Annotated in this window: 13 protein-coding genes; 9 read left to right on the forward strand and 4 right to left on the reverse strand. The window is 69.9% G+C overall.

What is annotated here, in order from left to right; translation table 11 throughout:
• Positions 1–653: 653 nt before the first annotated feature.
• Both OG943_RS10635 and OG943_RS10640 read right to left on the reverse strand, forming a co-directional pair.
• A complete protein-coding gene (locus OG943_RS10635) occupies positions 654–1,994 on the reverse strand; it encodes a serine hydrolase (RefSeq protein WP_328609557.1) in 1,341 nt (446 codons plus the stop codon).
• Between the two features lie 19 nt (positions 1,995–2,013).
• Positions 2,014–4,296 carry a S9 family peptidase gene (locus OG943_RS10640; protein ID WP_328609558.1) on the reverse strand — a complete coding sequence of 761 codons (2,283 nt, stop codon included), beginning with the start codon at positions 4,294–4,296 and terminating at the stop codon, positions 2,014–2,016.
• Positions 4,297–4,384: 88 nt separating this feature from the next.
• Between OG943_RS10640 and OG943_RS10645 the strand changes: the two genes are divergently transcribed.
• Entirely contained in the window at positions 4,385–5,059 is a 675-nt protein-coding gene (locus OG943_RS10645; RefSeq protein WP_328609559.1) for a TetR/AcrR family transcriptional regulator, read from the forward strand.
• Positions 5,060–5,335: 276 nt separating this feature from the next.
• Here the strand turns inward: OG943_RS10645 and OG943_RS10650 are convergent, their stop codons facing one another.
• A complete protein-coding gene (locus OG943_RS10650; RefSeq protein WP_328609560.1) occupies positions 5,336–5,938 on the reverse strand; it encodes a TetR/AcrR family transcriptional regulator in 603 nt (200 codons plus the stop codon).
• 80 nt (positions 5,939–6,018) lie between these two features.
• Here OG943_RS10650 and OG943_RS10655 point away from each other — a divergent pair, with 80 nt between their 5' ends.
• The 4 genes from OG943_RS10655 to OG943_RS10670 all read left to right on the forward strand — a co-directional run bounded on the left by OG943_RS10655 (position 6,019) and on the right by OG943_RS10670 (position 11,318).
• On the forward strand, positions 6,019–7,245 hold the full coding sequence (locus OG943_RS10655; protein WP_328609561.1) for an alpha/beta fold hydrolase: 1,227 nt from the start codon (positions 6,019–6,021) through the stop codon (positions 7,243–7,245).
• 240 nt (positions 7,246–7,485) lie between these two features.
• A complete protein-coding gene (locus OG943_RS10660; RefSeq protein WP_328609562.1) occupies positions 7,486–9,105 on the forward strand; it encodes a dihydroxy-acid dehydratase domain-containing protein in 1,620 nt (539 codons plus the stop codon).
• A 726-nt stretch (positions 9,106–9,831) separates the two neighbouring features.
• Positions 9,832–11,178: an eCIS core domain-containing protein gene (locus tag OG943_RS10665; protein ID WP_328609563.1), complete on the forward strand. Its 1,347-nt coding sequence runs from the start codon at positions 9,832–9,834 to the stop codon at positions 11,176–11,178.
• Positions 11,175–11,318 (forward strand): hypothetical protein, encoded by a 144-nt coding sequence (locus tag OG943_RS10670; RefSeq protein WP_328609564.1) that lies wholly within the window; start codon positions 11,175–11,177, stop codon positions 11,316–11,318. The genes OG943_RS10665 and OG943_RS10670 overlap by 4 nt, the downstream gene beginning before the upstream one ends.
• Positions 11,319–11,608: 290 nt before the next feature.
• Here the strand turns inward: OG943_RS10670 and OG943_RS10675 are convergent, their stop codons facing one another.
• On the reverse strand, positions 11,609–12,511 hold the full coding sequence (locus OG943_RS10675) for a LysR family transcriptional regulator (protein WP_328609565.1): 903 nt from the start codon (positions 12,509–12,511) through the stop codon (positions 11,609–11,611).
• A gap of 130 nt (positions 12,512–12,641) precedes the next feature.
• On the opposite strand from OG943_RS10675, the gene OG943_RS10680 reads away from it, so the two are divergent.
• From OG943_RS10680 to OG943_RS10695, 4 genes are all read left to right on the forward strand, one after another.
• A complete protein-coding gene (locus OG943_RS10680; protein ID WP_328609566.1) occupies positions 12,642–14,315 on the forward strand; it encodes a bifunctional 3-(3-hydroxy-phenyl)propionate/3-hydroxycinnamic acid hydroxylase in 1,674 nt (557 codons plus the stop codon).
• 69 nt (positions 14,316–14,384) lie between these two features.
• Positions 14,385–15,362: an amidohydrolase family protein gene (locus tag OG943_RS10685; protein ID WP_328609567.1), complete on the forward strand. Its 978-nt coding sequence runs from the start codon at positions 14,385–14,387 to the stop codon at positions 15,360–15,362.
• Positions 15,359–15,949, forward strand: coding sequence for a nuclear transport factor 2 family protein (locus OG943_RS10690; RefSeq protein ID WP_328609568.1), 591 nt, complete (start codon positions 15,359–15,361; stop codon positions 15,947–15,949). Before OG943_RS10685 ends, OG943_RS10690 begins: the two co-directional genes overlap by 4 nt.
• Positions 15,950–15,984: 35 nt before the next feature.
• Complete coding sequence (locus tag OG943_RS10695; RefSeq protein ID WP_328609569.1) at positions 15,985–16,872, forward strand: cyclase family protein; 888 nt, start codon at positions 15,985–15,987, stop codon at positions 16,870–16,872.
• Positions 16,873–16,877 lie beyond the last annotated feature (5 nt).

The following is a 16,877-nucleotide window of genomic DNA, read 5'->3' on the forward strand; positions in this document are numbered from 1 at the left end:
TCCGATACGCGCCGCAACCGAGGCACTGGCATGCCACTGTCCCTGGGGCGGGGTTGAAAGTCAGTCATCTGGGCCACGGCACAAGCCTGTCTGACTGCAGCGCCGCACACGATCAAGGTGGCACCCCAACCGGTCCGGGGGACGGCCTCACCGTGCGAGGTGGAGTTTTCCCTACCAGGAGGCACTCGGGACAGGCAGGGCGAGGTTCGTGATTCCTTTGCTGGTCAGCCCATCGTGTGTGTCCGAGGACGATCTTGTCCACTATCGACACGGCTTCCCATGTCGGGCCGGATCGGGTTTACGGTGCGGTGTTTCACAGCCTGGCTGCGGGTCCACGGGACTGGAGTTTCCGCAGCGTTGAGACCAGGCAGTCGATTTCGTCGTGGGTGTTGTAGAGGGAGAAACTCGCCCGGATAGTGGCGGGGACAGCCTGGAAACCGCGCTACGCGGGCTGCTGCCGACCGGCCCGGCGGCGTGCGCGATCAGCCACTCGGGCCGGGAACGGGTGGTGGAGACCATCACCGAGTCGATCGCACCTTTCCGGTGCACTGATGGTTCGTACGTACTCCACAACACCTGCTTCGCCCTGATCGCCACCCTTGCATGAATTCAAGGCACATTTCTGCCCGGACATCCCGAGCGGAAACGAGACACTAGGCGGTGCGGCGCGCGGCGAACGCGCCGTTGTGCAGCAGGCTGGCCTGCCCGTCAGCTCTGATGGTGAAGGCGATGTCCCAGGTGTGGTGGCCGGTGACGGCGTCGTCGGCGGGAAGGAAGCGGTGGTCGGCGATCGGCAGCAGCTCGGTGCGGATCTGCTCGCCGCCGATGCCGTGCGCGTCGAGCAGCAGCGTGTCGCCGGCGGCGGTTATCGCGTAGTGCACGCCGTGCGCGTCGTAGGTTCCGGTGTACGCCGATGCTTCGAACTCCAGGCGTGGATCGGGGACGGGCCGCGGCGGCTTCGCGACGCCGAGCCAGTCCCGGAACACCACGTCGAAGATGGCGTCGGCGAACGGGTAGCCCTTGTGCGGTGTGTTCACGATCGTCGCCACCGCCACGTCATGGGCCGGCACCCAGAGCAGGCAGGACGATCCGTTCGGGGTGGTGCCGCTGTGCCCGAACACCTCCACGCCACCCCATACCTTGCGGTACGGACCGACGCACCAGGAGTCGGCGAAGGTCCGCGCCGGCACGTCTGCCTGCGGCGACTGCATGGTGGCGACGGCGTCGGCGGACAGCATGACGGTGCCGTCCGCGGCCAGGCCCCGGCGCAGGAAGACCTGCCCGAAGCGGGCGAGGTCGCGGGCAGTGGCCGCCAGTGACGAGCCGGCCGGGCCGCACCCGCGGGCGAAGCACCACGGCCGGACCAAGCCGTCGACGTGGCCCACCGCCACGCGATGGTAGGGCAGCTCCTCGAACAGGCTGACCGACTCGACGAGCCCGGCCGGCCGGAGCAGCCGGTCGCGCAGTGCCTCGTCCCAGCACTGACCGGTGAGCGTCTCGACCAGCGCCCCCGACACGTTCGTCGAAGCGTTGCTGTAGCCGTAGGACGATCCCGGCGGAAAGCTGAGCGGAATGCCGGCCAGCAGGCCGAGGTAGCGGGCGACGGCGTCGTCGTCGCGGCCGGTGTCGGCGTACGGCCCGTTGTCCAGGCCGCTCGTCATCGCCATCAACTGGCGAGGGGTGATCTCGCGCCACTGCTCGCCGGCGGCGAGCCGAACGCCCGGCAGGTAGCGCGTGACGGGCGCGTCGAGATCGACCAGGCCGGCGTCGACCAGCTGCATCACCAGCGCGGCCGTGTAGACCTTGGTGGTGGAGCCGATCTGGAAGACGGTGTCGTCGGTGACCGGCGCGCCGAGCTCGGCGTTCGCGGTTCCGGATACCGCCTGCAGGAGCCCGTCGCCGCCGGCGATGGCGACCTGGGCGCCGGTGATGCCGAGCTTCGCACGGCTGTGGTCGCAGAGGTCCTGGAGGGCTTGGGCAGAGAAGGGGGTCATGGACGATGTCCTTTCCAGGTCAGCCGAAGAGGGCTTCGAGCAGTTCCGGGGAGAGCGGGACGTCCGCCAGCCGATAGCCGGCCGGCGGCTCGCGGTGCATGAGGTGGCGCACCAGGTAGTCCCAGCGGCGGCGGGTGACGTAGTTGTTGCGGCCGAGGAAGCTGTGCTCAGCGCCGGGGACGATCAGCAGGTCGAAGTCCTTGTTCGCCTCGATCAGCGCGTCGACCAGACGCAGGGTCAGGTGCGGCGTCACGTTGCCGTCCATGTCGCCGTGCACGAGCAGCAGCTTGCCGGCCAGGTTCCCGGCCAGCTCGGTGTTCGACAGCCGGGCTCCGGCGTCCGGGTCGAACGGCCCGTCGTAGGTCTCAGCCCATTTCGCGTGGTAGTAACGGTTGTCGTGGTTTCCGGCCTCGGCCACGCCGACCTTGTAGAAATCGGGAAACGTGAGCAGGGCGCGGGCCGTGGTGAATCCACCGCCGGAGATCCCGAAGATGCCGACCTGGTCCAGGTCCAGCCACGGACGGGTCTCCGCGAGCTGGCTCAGCGCCGTGACGTGGTCTTCGAGCGCGCCCGCGCAGCCCAGGTTGCGATAGGCGTGGTCGTGGAAACGCTTGTCCCGGCCGGGCGTTCCGCGGCCGTCGATGGCCAGCACCGCGAAGCCCAGCGCCGCCACCGCCTCGGCGTCGTAGCCGTAGGAGCCCGGGTCGAAGGAGGCCGCCACCCGGTGGATCTGCGGGCCCGGGTAGGGGTGGTCGATCACCGGGTAGCGCTGCGCGTCGTCGAAGCCGTAGGGCTTGTAGAGCACACCGTGGATCTCGGTGACGCCGTCGGCGGCCAGAGCCCGGACGCGTTCCGGCGGCGTCCAGCCGGCGGCCAGCAGCGGTGTGATGTCGGCCTGTTCCAGCTCGACCAGCACGGCTCCGCCCCGGTCGCGCACGGCGATCACCGGTGGGGTGTCGAACGCCGACGCGGAGTCGACGAACCAGCGGCCGTGTTCCGGCGCGGTGATCACGTGGTCCAGATCGTCGTCGGTGAGCTTGGTGGTCTCGCCGCCGTCGAGGCCGACCCGGACCAGCGACCGCCGGTACGGGTCGGCGTCGACCAGCCCTGAGACGACGACGTACGCGGCCCGTTCCTCCTCGTCGACGTGCACGATCTCCTGCACCGCGAACGACCCTTCGGTGAGCTGTTCGACCAGCGCCCCGTCTTGGTAGCGGTGCAGGTGCCCCCAGCCGTCGCGCTGCGAGTACCACAGCGTCTCGCGGCCGCCGGCGAGCACGTGCACGATCGGCTTCTGGGTGATCTCCTGCGCCGCCTCTACCCGTGTCTCGCCGTGCTCCTCGATCAGCGTGCGCACCGCGCCGGTCGCCGGGTCGAGCGCGTGCAGCCGCAACGTCCGGAGATCGCGCGGCTGATCCAGGTAGTAGACGGCCGTGCTGTCCTTGGCCCACCACGCCTTCTTGAACGAGACAGGTGACAGGTAGGGCAGCAGGAACGGGTCCGTCTTGGCGGGTGTCGCGGTCCGGGACCCGACGTCGAAGACGATCCACTCGCCGCGGGCCACCGGCTCGCCTGGAATCGGGTAGTGGTAACTACGCAGGCGTGGCCGCCCGCCGTCCGGCGGCACCGCTTCGACCAGGTGCATCAGGGGGACATCGCCCTGGTCGGTGCGGTGGGTGAGGATGCGTGCCGAATCGGGCGACCACAGCAGCGCCGGCGGCATGTCCGGAAGGCCGAGCTTGCCGAGCAGGTGCGTGGGGACTGCCTCGTCGGGCTGGGCCGCGTAGCTCCGTTCCGCGCTGCCGTCGGCGGTGAGCGCGAACTCCTCACCCGTCTCGGCCGAACGCACCCACAGGTCGTGGTCGCGGCGGAACGCCACCCACTTCTTGTCCGGCGAGGCGACCTCGAGCGGCGAGGGCTTGTCGTACCCCTCGTCCCGCACGCACTGGTAGTCGGCCAGCCAGCACGTCCAGCGCGCGCCGTACGCGTCGAACGCGACCGTCCCGTCCGTGAACTCGATCGCCCGGAACGGCAGCGCGTACGGCTCGACCGGCCGGCCGGCGGCGGACGCCAGCGCGGCGGCGAGCCGTTCGGGGTCGAACGCCGGCTCCCGCGTTCCGGCGGCGGGGCCGACCAGCACGAACTCGCCGCCCCGCTCGGTCTCGACCCGGTACCAGAACGTCTCGCCGTCGCCGATCCAGACGGGTTTCGCCTTGGCCCGCAAGGCGAGCCTGGGCCGGTTGTGCAGTAGCAGCCGCTCGGCTCGGTCGTAAGCACTGGCGGGTAGGGCGTCCGCGGACATCCGGCCTCCTGGAATCGGTCTCGACCTAGGAACCGTATGATGTACGGTACGGCTTCAGTTATGTAGTTCCGAACGAATCGGGAACAGAATGTCGTCGCCCAGGCCCAAGACAGCGCGCGCTCGCGCACCTCGCGGCACGCTCAGCCCCGAGGTCATCGTCCACGCGGCGATCGAGCTGATCGACCGCGACGGACTGGACGCGGTGACCACGCGCCGGCTCGCCGACCAGCTGGGCGTTCGCCCGATGTCGCTCTACACGCACTTCCGCGACAAGGACGCGATCCTGCTCGCGGTCACCGCGGAGCTGCTGAGCCGGTTCGAGTGGCCCGACCCCGGCATCGACGACGTCGAATGGCTCCGGCAGGTGATGCACGCCTACTTCCGGCTGTTCGCCACGTACCCGGCCATCCTGCAGATCAACGTTCCCTCCAGCGAAGTCGCCGAAGTCGAGGCGCGCATGTCCGAGCAGATCTACGCCCGGCTGGCCCGATTGAAGGTCGATCACCGGACTGCGATCGGGCTGCTGGCCACGCTGATCCGGTTCGTACTCGGCTGCGCCACGCTCTACCCGGCCCGCCGGGCATGGGACGAAGACCCGGAGCACTGGGAGCGGGTCCGGCAACAGTGGACCCGCCTGCCGGCCGAGATGTACCCGGCGATGCACGCCGCCACCACCGACTTCCCGACCTTCACCCAGTGGGACGTCTTCGAGTTCGGTCTCGATGCCATCCTCGCCCCGTTCGGTGGCGCTCGACCGGTGTGATGGCCGAAGGCGTCCATCTGTCATTGCCGCGAAGCGGTACAGCCAGGCTGCCCAACGAGACCTTGCGACGCTGGAAGTTTCTCTGCGCCAGGCAAGCCGACACGCCGATGGTGAGGACCGGGCACATCCGAGAGGCGTTGCTCGCGACTTCGGCGAGCATCAGAGTCCACAGCTGGTCAGCGGTCGGCACTGTACCGAGAACGCCTCCGCGGCCACCGGTCACCATCCGATAGCCCGGTCCGACAGCGTCGCAACTTTGCCGGTCGCGGCGAAACGTCACTCAGTACCGTCGAGGCCGAGCGTGACCCGGAAGGTGTTCGTCCACCATGTCAGCTGCGGGCCGGGGCGGTCCGCCGTTGCCTCGGAGATCCCGGCGCTGCGGCGGAAAGCGGCGCCGTACACGGAATCGAGGGCCAGCGCCTGGTGCAGTGCGGCCACGGCCAGCCGGGTATCGGCCAACCGCCGGGGCCGCGATCGCATGGTGTGCAGGACCTGGACCACCGGCTCCAGCATGCCGGTCCCGGAATCTCGCCAGCCGGCCGCGTGCAGCGACACGGCCAGCGCCGCGTAGCCCTGACCGTAGACACCGGCGATGGCCCGGATCAGCGCGCCGACGTCAGCCCGGTCGTCGACCCAAGCGCTGACGACCGCGTCGACCGCGTCACGGATCCTGCGGCCGCCGTGACGCAGGAGGGCCACCAGAAGCTGCTGCCGGCTGCGGAAATGGTGGGCGACGCCCGCGTCGGTCATCCCGACCCGCTCGGCCACCGCCCTGACTCCCACCGCGGCCGGGCCGCCGTCGATCAGCAGCTCTTCGGCGGCCTGGAGGATCAGCTGCCGCGCGTGCTCAGCCGGTCTGCGGATGCGAGGGGGTGCCATGAGTCCGGAACTCTACCTCGACACGGCAAGGCAGGTTCGTTACCTTGACCTATCAAGGTAACGCGGAAGCGAGGTGCCCGATGACGGCGATCACCCTGCACCGTCCGGATGTGGAGCTGGCCGGCACCCGGGCCGGCGACGGGCCCGGCGTGCTGCTGCTGCACGCCGGCGGTGAGCGGCGAGAGGTGTGGCGGCCGATCGCGGAAACCTTGGCCCGCAACGGCTATCGCTGCACGGCCTACGACCTGCGCGGCCACGGCGACAGCGGCGCGGACGGCGCCGACGAGCTGGCCGCGCACGCCGGCGATGTCGCCGCGATGATCGCCGCCGAGCCGATCCCGCCGACCGTGGTCGGCGCGTCCCTCGGCGGCCTGGCCACCTTGCTCGCCCTGGGGAACCCGGACCTGGCTCGCCGGGTGTCCGGAGTGGTGCTGGTCGACGTGGTAGCCGAGCTGGCCCCAGTCCGGGTACGCGCGTTCCTCGACGGGGTCCGCGACGGCTACGGCGACCACCCCCTCGTGCGGGACGCGCTGAACCAGGGCCCGCGCCTCGTGGCAGGCGCCGAGCGGCTGGCCGGGCTGCCGACGTTGCTCGTGCTCGCCGAACGGTCCGTCCTCACGGAACAGGACCGGCGGCGGTTCACCGACCGGGTGCCGCACGCCGGCGTCGCGTCGGTGCCCGGAACGAGCCATCTGGTGGCCCGCGACGCGCCGGAGCAGCTGACGCGATTGCTGCTGGACCACCTGAGTTCGCCCCCGGTACGCCGTCGCCGGATCGACTGGCTGCTGGAGGCCGGCGAAGTGAGCGACATCCCGCATCCCGGAGGCACTCTCCGCGCCCACCTCGACCGCACCGCCGACACGCTGGAAGCGTGGGGTGCTCCCGCGTGGCTGGTGGACGCCGGACGGCTCCACGCCGCCCACGGCACCGACGGGTTCCCGGCCGGCATACCGGGTCTCACCTCCGCGGCGATCCTGGCCGCCGCGGGAGCCGAGGCCGAACAGCTCGTCGCCCTCTACGGCCGATGCGATCGCGCCCGCAGTTATCCGACGTTGCACACCGACAGCCCGAAGATCGTCGACCGGCACACCTCCGAAGGCCGGCACGTCCCGCCGGACCAGGTCAGGGCGTTCGCCGAATTGACCGCGGCGAACGAACTCGACGTCGTCCGGCACAGCCGATCGATCGCGACCGGCCACGGCCCGGCGTTGTCGCGGCTGTTCGCCCGATGGGAACCGCTGCTGTCCAGGGGTGCTCGTGAGGAGTGGTCCGCCATGGCGAGAGAGCTGTCGTCGAGCTGGGCCTGATCGGGCGAGAGGCCAAGCTCGTGCGGTGCCGCCGCGCGGACCTGGGTATGTTCGCGGACAACTACGCGAAACGAGGAGATCGGGCGGATGAGCGAATCGAGCGGTCGAGACCTCTGGCGGCCCGGGCAGGACTGTCAGGCCGTAGCCACGGCGCTGGCGTTGGGCCAGGACGTGGATCGGATCCACGGAGCGCCGTGGGGTGTCGTCGGAACCCTGGGTGACAGCATTTGTTATGTCGGGGTGAACGACAAGGTCGACGCCATCCACGCCGCCATGGGGCGCCGGATCGCGGAGCGGGACCTGCCGGTCCGGTTGCTGGCGCCGAACTACTCGGGCGGGATCTCGGACGGGCAGCGCAACGGCACACCGCAGATGCGCTATTCCCTGATCGGCCGGGAGACGACCAACGACGGGCTGTCACTGCACTTCGAGGGCAGCGACATCCGTGGTGTGGTCGCTGTCGTCGCCTGTGACAAGCCGCCCGTCGGTACCACTGCGGCGATCATGGAACGCAACGTTCCCGCCGTGGTGCTCTCGGACGGCTCCATCCGCCCGGGCACGGATCCGCTGACCGGCGAGACGATCGACCTCGTCAGCTGCTTCCAGGTCGCGGGAGACCCGGATACGGCGAAGCGCGAGCGCTGGGCCCGCAACGCCTGCCCCGGGCACGGCAGCTGCGGTGGGATGTTCACCTACAACACCATGCAGACCTTCATCGCGCTGCTGGGGCTCGAACCGCTGCACATGGTGTCGCCCGCGTCCGAGGACCCGCGCCGGACCGAGGTGTTCCCCGAGCAGCTCGTGGACTGCCTGGAGATCATGACCCAGCGGGCCATCACTCCCCGCGACCTCGCCACGCCCGCCGCGTTCCGCAATGCCACGGTCGTGGCCATCGCGATGGGCGGATCGACGAACGTGCTGCTGCACGCACCCGAGATCGCCCGAGCCGCCGGGATCGACTTCTGGGCCGAGGTCATGTCCCAGCACGACTTCAACCAGCTCTCCCGGACCGTGCCGGTGCTGATCAACGCCCGCCCGTTCGGGAAGTACAGCATGGTGGACATCGATGCGGTCGGCGGTCTCCCGGTGATCGTCAAGGAACTCCTCGACCACGGCGTTCTCGACGGCTCGACCCTGACGTGCACCGGCGAGACCCTGGCCGAGCAGGTCACTCGCCTCGACCCGCCGGCACCGGATGGCGAGGTCGTCCTCAGCGTGGCCGCGCCGTTCAAACCGACCGGTGGCCTCCGCCTGCTCTCCGGCAATCTCGCCCCGAACGGCGGTGCGGTGATCAAGCTGGCCGGTGTCGAGACGGGCATCGTGGGCAACCGGTTCGTCGGGCGTGCACGGGTATTCGACAGCGAGCGGGACCTGCTGAGGGCCCTCATCGACACGCCGGACGTATTCGCGGATCAGGACATGGTCGTCATTCGCTACGAGGGGCCGCGCGGCGCGCCCGGAATGCCTGAGATGCTGGATCCGACGTCGCGCATCACTGCTCTGTGCAGGCAGAAGGGGATCTCTGTCGCGCTGATGACGGACGCGCGTTTCTCCGGCGGATCGGTCGGCCTGGTCATCGGGCACGTCGGGCCGGAGGCCGCTCTCGGCGGGCCGATCGCGTTGATCGAGGACGGGGACACGATCACCGTCGACCTCGACCACGACACACTCGACTGCGCCGAATTGGCCGACTCGGCGACGTTCGAGGCGAGGCTCCGGCGTTGGCAGGACGAGGCCGCCTCCCACGGCGGCGAGCATCCGCTTGTCCGGCCGGTCACGACGCGGTTGCTGCGTCGCATGCGTGCCGCTGCCGCCACGGCTCTAGAGGGTGCCGGGATGGCCACGCCTTCCGGTAGCTAGGGAACTTCCTGCGCGTTTCCTGGGCATATCACCAGACGGTTGCTGAATCCATCGACGCGTTGCACGAGATACTCTCCGGAGGGTTGTGAGGCCGTTGTCGGAGAGATGGCCGAGTTCGCGTTGCATGACCTCGTCGATCATCCGGTCCGCCTCTCCGGCTAGGCGGTCTCCGTCGCTCGTGAGCCGGTGCCGGATGGCTCGGCCGCCCGCGGAGTGAGGCCGCGTTCCGTCGGTGCCGGGCTACGTGGTGATCAGCGGGGTATTCACGGCCGGCGTCCTCTTGGGCTTGACCGCGGTGGCGTTTCCTGGCGTCCCATTGCAGGTTGGGGGATGGGCGCCGTGCACGGGAGCTGTGCTTCTCGCCGTGGGATCCTGGTTCTCGCTCGCCGAGCCACGGGCGCGCGGGTCTCGGACGAACGCACCTCACCATGGGGGCGATGGGCCTCCGGCCGAGCGCGCTCCGCGTTTCCTGCAGGCAGTGGAGTTGCGGGCGAGCTTTGAACAGGGGGAGGAGCGCGGAGAGGCATGAGACGAGGGCCGGCCGGATGTCGATCGCGCCCCGGAGCCCGGCACGGTGGATGTCGGTCTCCGCGCTCAGTGCCGGGACCTCGCCGAGCTTGGCCGGCTTGTGCTCCGCGATCGGTCGGTGCGGCGGATCGCGCAAACCCGGCTCGATGCTCACCGACCCGTGACGGCACGGTGACGCCCGTGCCGGAACCTGGCGGCATGGCCGAATTCGCCGTGTCCCAAGGCAAGGCCGCGCCGCCGGAGGTGCACGACGTGCTGCGGTCGCCGGGCGAACCGCTGGCCGAAGACGTGCGGGCGGGCATGCACGCCCGGTTCGGCACCGACTTCAGCCAGGTCCGGGTGCACACCGACGCGGCGGCGGCCGCGTCCGCGGTGGAACTCGGCGCGCAGGCCTACACCGTCGGCCGGCACATCGCCTTCGCGCCCGGCACGGTGGCCGGCCGGCAACTGCTCACCCACGTCGTGCAGCAGGGCCGCGGGGATCCGATCGGAGCGCTCGCGGTCAGCGAGCCGGGCGAGGCCGCCGAACACCACGCCGCACGGATCGCCGGCGGCGCCCCCGCCACCGGGATCGCGGCCGCCCCGAACATGGTGCACCGCGCCATGTTCGGCAAGCCGGTCCAGCACAGCAGGCTGACCGGCGACGCGGCGGTCATCCCGCTGCGCACCTTCCTCGGCTACGTGCAGGAGGTGGAGCGGGCGAATCCCGGCGACGACGCGCGGGCCACGCTGTCGCGGCTGCGGGTGCAGTACTACGGCGGCGGGGGATTCGCGGACTGGATGAAGTTCGGCCAGCTGATCCCGGACGCGCCCGGCTACGACGAGACGCCGCCGTCGTCCCCGATCGGCGAGCCGGTGATCGCCCCGAAGGGCCTCGGTGACATCTCGCGGGACGCCCGCGAACACCTGCTCGCCCGTGCCGACGAGAACGCCGACGTGCGGGGCGCCGGCGACAACCCGTCGCCGTATTCGTCGCTGCCGAACGGACAGCGGGTCGACATCGGCCACCTGCTGCTGGAACTCGACGCCCTGCTGCACCCGCGCACCGCGGCGCCCTACACCACCTTCGGCGTGCCGGACAAGGACGTCAGCGGGTGGGTGGCGGACGTGGGCATCGCCTCGGTGTGGATGACCCTGGCCGAGGCCGGCCACCCGCACCCGGATGACCCGGTGGTGCTGCGGCATCAGGGCAAAGCCGGTCCGCCGGCGGAGTACTTCCAGTCCTCCGCGCCGGATGAGGACCTGCTCGGCGATATCGACGCGGTCCGGCTGCGCGGGCAGTGGGCGGAACAACGGCCCAGCACGCTGTCCTCGGCGATCCGGACCTTCTACTACTCCACCCCTCGCCCGCAGACTCGCCCGCCGACTCGCCAGGCGTCGAGGCCCGGTTCACCGCGTTCTGCGCGGCGGAGGGCATCACCTACCAGCGCTCCGGCAGCGCGATCACCTGGGACAGCTCGGTACGGCCGCAACTCGTGCAGCGGGTCGACCGGTTCAACGACCTGTACGGGGCGAGCGGCCGGGCCGGATCCGCGCTGTCCGTGACCAGCCCGGCCCAGATCCGCCAGTGGCCGCGCACCGACGCGATGGCCGGGCTGTTCCTGACCTGGCTGCAACCCCGGCTGGAGGGCGAACTCGCCAGGAAACCGACGACTGCGGGTCGCTCGGCCGGCCGTGACCGGTAGCGCGCGACGACCAGACGTCCAGCCCGGCGTAGCGCCCAGCGGACCAAGCGCGGACAGATTTCCCGGCGGGTGCCCGGATCGTGAGCGGCATGCCGCCCCTCCGGTCGAGCCCGACCCGAATGTCGTATTCGTCGTTGCCCGCTGTTTCGCCGCGTCGGCGGCCTCAGCGGGCCGTCTCAACGCGGTCTTCACCATCCAGGGCGGTTCAACCGGCCGGACTCGACGAGATGGGTGTGGCGGAGACGGCGAAGTCATGTGCAATGCGGCTTACCGCTTGCGCTGGACAGCGGTCAGCCGTCGAGGTCCAGTTCGCGTGCCAGGGTGGCAAGCGTGTCCAGCAACGGGTCGAACATGGGGTCGTCGTAGTCCTCGCGCACCACCGTGCAGATGGACGTGGTGATGGCCGGCTCCACTTCGCGGAAGTAGACGTTCGGCACTCGGTTGCCGACGGCGATGGTCTCGGGGTGGAGGCCGGCGAAGCGGCTCGTCGCGACCTGCAGGGTGAGCTCGTCGTAGCGGGCGACCTCGCGGATATCGACCTGTTCGGAGGACGTCCGGGCGAACGCCGTGCGGACCTGGCGATCGAGATCGGGATTGTCGTGACGGGGAGTCATCAGGACCGGTCGTCCGGCGAGCTGCTCCAGCCTCACCGTGGACTGACTCGCGAGCGGGTCTTCGCCGGGCAGTACGGCGACGAGTGATACTTCGCGTGCGGCGAAGCATCGCAAGGTTGGTCTCGTCCGCACCGGCCAGCACAACCCGATGTCGAGTGCGCCGGACTCGACCGCCCGCTCCTGCTCCTGAGTGTCCATGAGCTCGGGCTTCCACAGTTTGAGCGCGAATTCCTCGTGGCGGGGCGTTGCCGCGTACAACCCCGGCAGCAGGAGGTGGCCGAGCTCGGCGGTGTGTCCGACGTGCGCCAGGTACCGCTTCTGCCCGCGTTCCCACGCGACCCGATGGGCGCGCTCGAGCTGCTGGTACGGCTCTTCGATGTCGGCCAGGAACGCGAGGCCGTGCTGGGTGAGCTCCACCCGGCGGCTGTTGCGGACGAACAGCGGCCCGCCGACTGCGCGCTCGAGGGCCGAGACGGCCTCGCTCACGCTGGCCGGACTGCGATGCAACCGCTGCGCCGCCTTCGCGAAATGCAGCTCGTGGGCGACCGCTAGGAAGCTCTCCAGCTGTGTCAGGTTCACAACAGGCCTCTCAAGGTTCGGCTCAGCCGAATCTTAAGCTTCGGAAATGCCCGTTGTCGACCGCGTCGGCCACCTCGCACACTGAGCGGTGTACCTACCGGCTCGCGAGCGATGACGGGAACAGAGCGTGATGACCACCAATGATGCTGGGTCTCCTTCCACCCGGACCACGTGCGATGTCGCCGTGGTCGGGTACGGGCCGGTCGGGATGACGCTGGCCGCCCTGCTCGCCCAGCGCGGTGTCGACGTCCTGGTGATCGAGCGGCACGCACAACGCTGGGCGCTGCCGCGCGCCGGCCACCTGGACGGCGAGACCATGCGCACGTTCCAGGGCCTCGGCATCGGCGACGCCGTCGAGCTCGTCGCCCGCCCGATGCTCGAATGGGCGCTCACCCGTGGCGACCACGACGTGCTCACCACGATCGCGCTCGGCGAGAGCGGCTCGGGCTGGAAGGCCGACTACCTCTCCTACCAGCCCGAGTTCGAGGCCATCATCGATGCCAGGGCACGTCACCTGGGCGTTCGGGTGTTCCAGGGGACCACCGCGGTCACGCTGGAGCAGAACGAACACCGAGTGCTTCTCGGCGTCCGCCCGACGGACACTCCGGACGCCGGCCTGCGCACCGTCGAGGCTTCGTTCGTTGTCGGTGCTGACGGAGCCGGCAGTTTCGTGGCCGACGCGCTCGGTGTGCGGCGCCACGACCTCGGGTTTTCGGCCAGGCCGCAGCTCGTCGTCGATTTCGAGCACCACGATCCCGACCGTGACCTGCCTGCGCTGCAAGAGGTGTGCCAGGTTCTCGACATCCGCCGGCCGCATCTGGCGGGCCGGTGGTCGGGCGGCCGGTGGTCCCGCTGGGAGTTCGCCGCACTCGCCCACGAATCCCGCGAAGACCTCGAAGACGAGGCCGCGTGCTGGGGGCTCCTGCGGGCCTGGGGCATCACCCCTGAGGACGGCCGGATCGTCCGGCGCACGGTGTACGAGTTCGACAGCCTGCTCGCTGATCACTGGCGCTCGGGCCGCGTTCTCCTGGCCGGGGACGCCGCCCACACCATGCCGCCGTTTCTGGGGCAGGGTATGTGCTCCGGCGTCCGCGACGCGGTGAACCTCACCTGGAAACTGGCGGCCGTCCTCTCCGGCGACGCCGGCCAGTCGCTGCTCGACACCTACGAGTCCGAGCGGATGCCCCACGTCAAAGCCATGATCGAGATGTCCATGGCCGTCGGTGACATGGTGCTCCTGACCGACCCGGAAGCCGCCGCCCGGCGCGACGAACTGCTGCGCACCGAAGGCGGTCCGCTGCCGCCGTTGTTCCCCCGGCTGGGGCCAGGTCTCGTTCGCAGGGCCGAGCAACCGGCCGCGTCCGATGTGGACGGCCGCCCCGCTCGGCAGGGCCGGGTGGTGTGGCAGGGGAGGCTCGCGCTGTTCGACGACCAGTTCCCCCTGTCCGGCTGGCGGCTTGTTTCACGCCACCGAGTACCGCTGGACATCTTCGACGAAAGACAGCGAGCCGCGCTCACCGCGGTCGGAGTCGAGTTCGCGCATATCTCGCGTGCCGCCGGTGACGACCATTTCGTCGACTTGGATGGGGATTACGACCTGTGGTTCCGCGAGACCGGCCGCAAGGCATTCTTGTGCCGTCCCGACAATTACGTTTTCGGGTCGGCTGCCACGTTCGGCGAACTCCCCGCTCTCATCGACGAGCTGGCCGAAGTCTTGTCACGGTACGGCTGGGACGCCCCTTCGGGTGAATCCGGCCGTCGGAGCGCGGCCGCCCAGGTCGTGGCGAAGGCGCCCGGGCGATAATCCGCGGGCAGGCGCTCGAGTAGAAAGGACAGAATTTCGATGAATCCCCAATCGTCACCTTCCGGCCCGGTGATCGACGTTCATTCCCACGCCACCCTGGATCTCGGCGACGGCCGTGACGCGGGTACGAACATCTCGCTGGACTTCGTGCCGCCATGGTCGCCCGACGCCGGGCTGGACCTGATGGACGACGTCGGCATCGGCATGTCCGTGCTGTCGATGCCGGAGGCGGGCGTGCACTTCGACGACGCCGAGAACACGGTGCGGGCGCGCCGGATCAACGAGTACCTGACCGAGCTCGCCACCCAGCACCCGACGCGCCGGGGCGCGATGGCGGCGTTGCCCGTGACGAAGATCGACGCCGCGCTCGACGAACTGGCCTACGCGCTCGACGTCCTGGACATGGACGCGGTCAGCCTGCCCACCAGCGTCCACGACCGTTACCTCGGCGACCCGTTCTTCGATCCGCTGTTCGACGAGCTGAACCGGCGCGCCGCGACGGTTTTCGTGCATCCCGTCCAGGCCAAAGCCTCGGAGCCGTTGAACCTCGGGCTCAACCAGTCGTTGCTGGAGTTCCCGTTCGACACCACCCGCATGATCGCCAACATGATCTTCAGTGGCGCGGTCCGGCGGTTCCCGGACATCAAGTTCATCGCCAGCCACGGCGGGGGCACGCTGCCGTATCTCCTGAGCCGCCTGCAGATCCTCGAACCGGCGACCGGCGCGGGCCCGGGCCGGGCGACGCTCAGCGCGCAGGAGGTCAAGGAGGGTGCGGCCTCGTTCTATTACGACCTCACGGCGGCCACGTCCACGGCGCACCTGACCGCGCTGACCGAGATGGTCCCCGCGTCCCAGTTGCTCGTCGGCTTCGACATCCCGTTCATGCCCGCGCCCACGATGCGCCCGGCGCTCGAGGCGATCCGCGGCTGGGCCGGGTTCACCGCCGGGGATGTCGAGAAGATCCTCCACCGCAACGCGGCCGGGCTGTTCCCGAAGGTCGCGGCGCGGCTTCAGCGGGCCGTTGCGGCCAGTGGCGGCGGCGCATGAGCGACACCGCGGCGATCAGCCAGGTCGTCCTGAAGGAGCGCCAAGCGCGTGACCGGGGCTGGTTCGACCAGGAGGCGCGGTGCTTCCACGAAGATTCCCGTGTCCGCGTCAGCTGGTTCGACGGGCCTGGTGCCGAGTTCGTTCGCCGGTCCCGTGACCTCTTCGCCGAGGGCGTGCGGCCGACCCACCGGATGTCCCCGCCGGTCGTGCACGTCGGCGGCGACCGGGCGGTCGTCGAAGCACCGGCCGAGATCACCGTGCTGCACGACTTCGCCGGCGTGCGGGCCTACGTCGTCGGGTACGTGCGGCTCCTCTACCGGCTGCTGCAACGCGATGCCTGGAAGATCACCTTCTTCGACTGCATCTACGAACGGGACACCCTGGTACCAGTGGTCCACGGGGAGCAGGTCGACATCGATCCCGCCATCCTGGCCCGTTTCCGGCAGCCCTACCGGTATCTGGGGTACCACCTGTATGACGCGGGCAGCGTCGTCCGGGACGACCTGTTCGGCGACGACCGTCCCCACGAGGTGGAAGCCCTGTACCGGGAGGCGTTCGCGTGGATGCGGCGCACGGACGGCGAGTGATGACGAACAACCGCGGGGAAAGGTGCTTCAAGCCGATGCCGGAGAAGAACGCGGACGTGGAGTCGCTGCCCAGCAACTGGGGCCGCTGGGGACCCGATGACGAGCGGGGCACGCTCAACCACATCACCGGCGAAGCGTGTGCCCGGGGCGCTCGCACTGTCCGCACCGGACATTCGGTCTCCCTGGCCATGCCCGTCGATCCGGTGCTGCTGGCCGGGGGCGGGCCGGTGCCCGCCGGGCCGGTCATGATGCCCACGCCGGTCCAGCAGATGATGAACTACAACCCGGCGCCCCCGGCCTACACCGACATCCTGATCGTGAACACCCACCACGTCGCGATGACCCATATCGACGCGTTCGTGCACATCCCGGTGGACGGCGAGATCTACCCTGGCGTCCCGGTGGCGGAGGCGGTCTCCGGCGGTCGTGCGCACCGGGGCACGACCTCGGCGTTCGCGGGCGGGATCACCACCAGGGGCGTCTTCCTGGACCTGGCGCCCGGTGACCGCGTCGAACCGGGACGGCTGGTGACTGCCGGGGACTTCGACGCCGCCGAACTCCGTGCGGGCGTGCGGGTGGAACCGGGCGACGCGCTGGTCGTGCGTTACGGCTGGGTCCTGCACCGGGACTTCCGGGAACCACTGCCAGGGCCGAGCCTCGACGTGGTCGGGTGGCTGGACGAACGGCAGGTGAGCCTGTACCTCTCCGACGTTGTCGACCGCGCCCCGATCGACGATTCGCCGCTGCCCATGCATGAGGTCGCGCTGGCCCGGCTGGGCATGCCGATCATCGATGTCGCGGAAGTGGAAGGTCTCGCGCGGGCTTGTGCGGAGCAGGATCGCTCGGAGTTCCTGTTCGCCCTCGGCCCGATGCCGGTGCTGGGGGCGACCGGTGTGCCGGTGAACCCACTCGCCATCTTCTGACCGGG

Source organism: Amycolatopsis sp. NBC_00345 (assembly GCF_036116635.1).
Taxonomy (GTDB): domain Bacteria; phylum Actinomycetota; class Actinomycetes; order Mycobacteriales; family Pseudonocardiaceae; genus Amycolatopsis.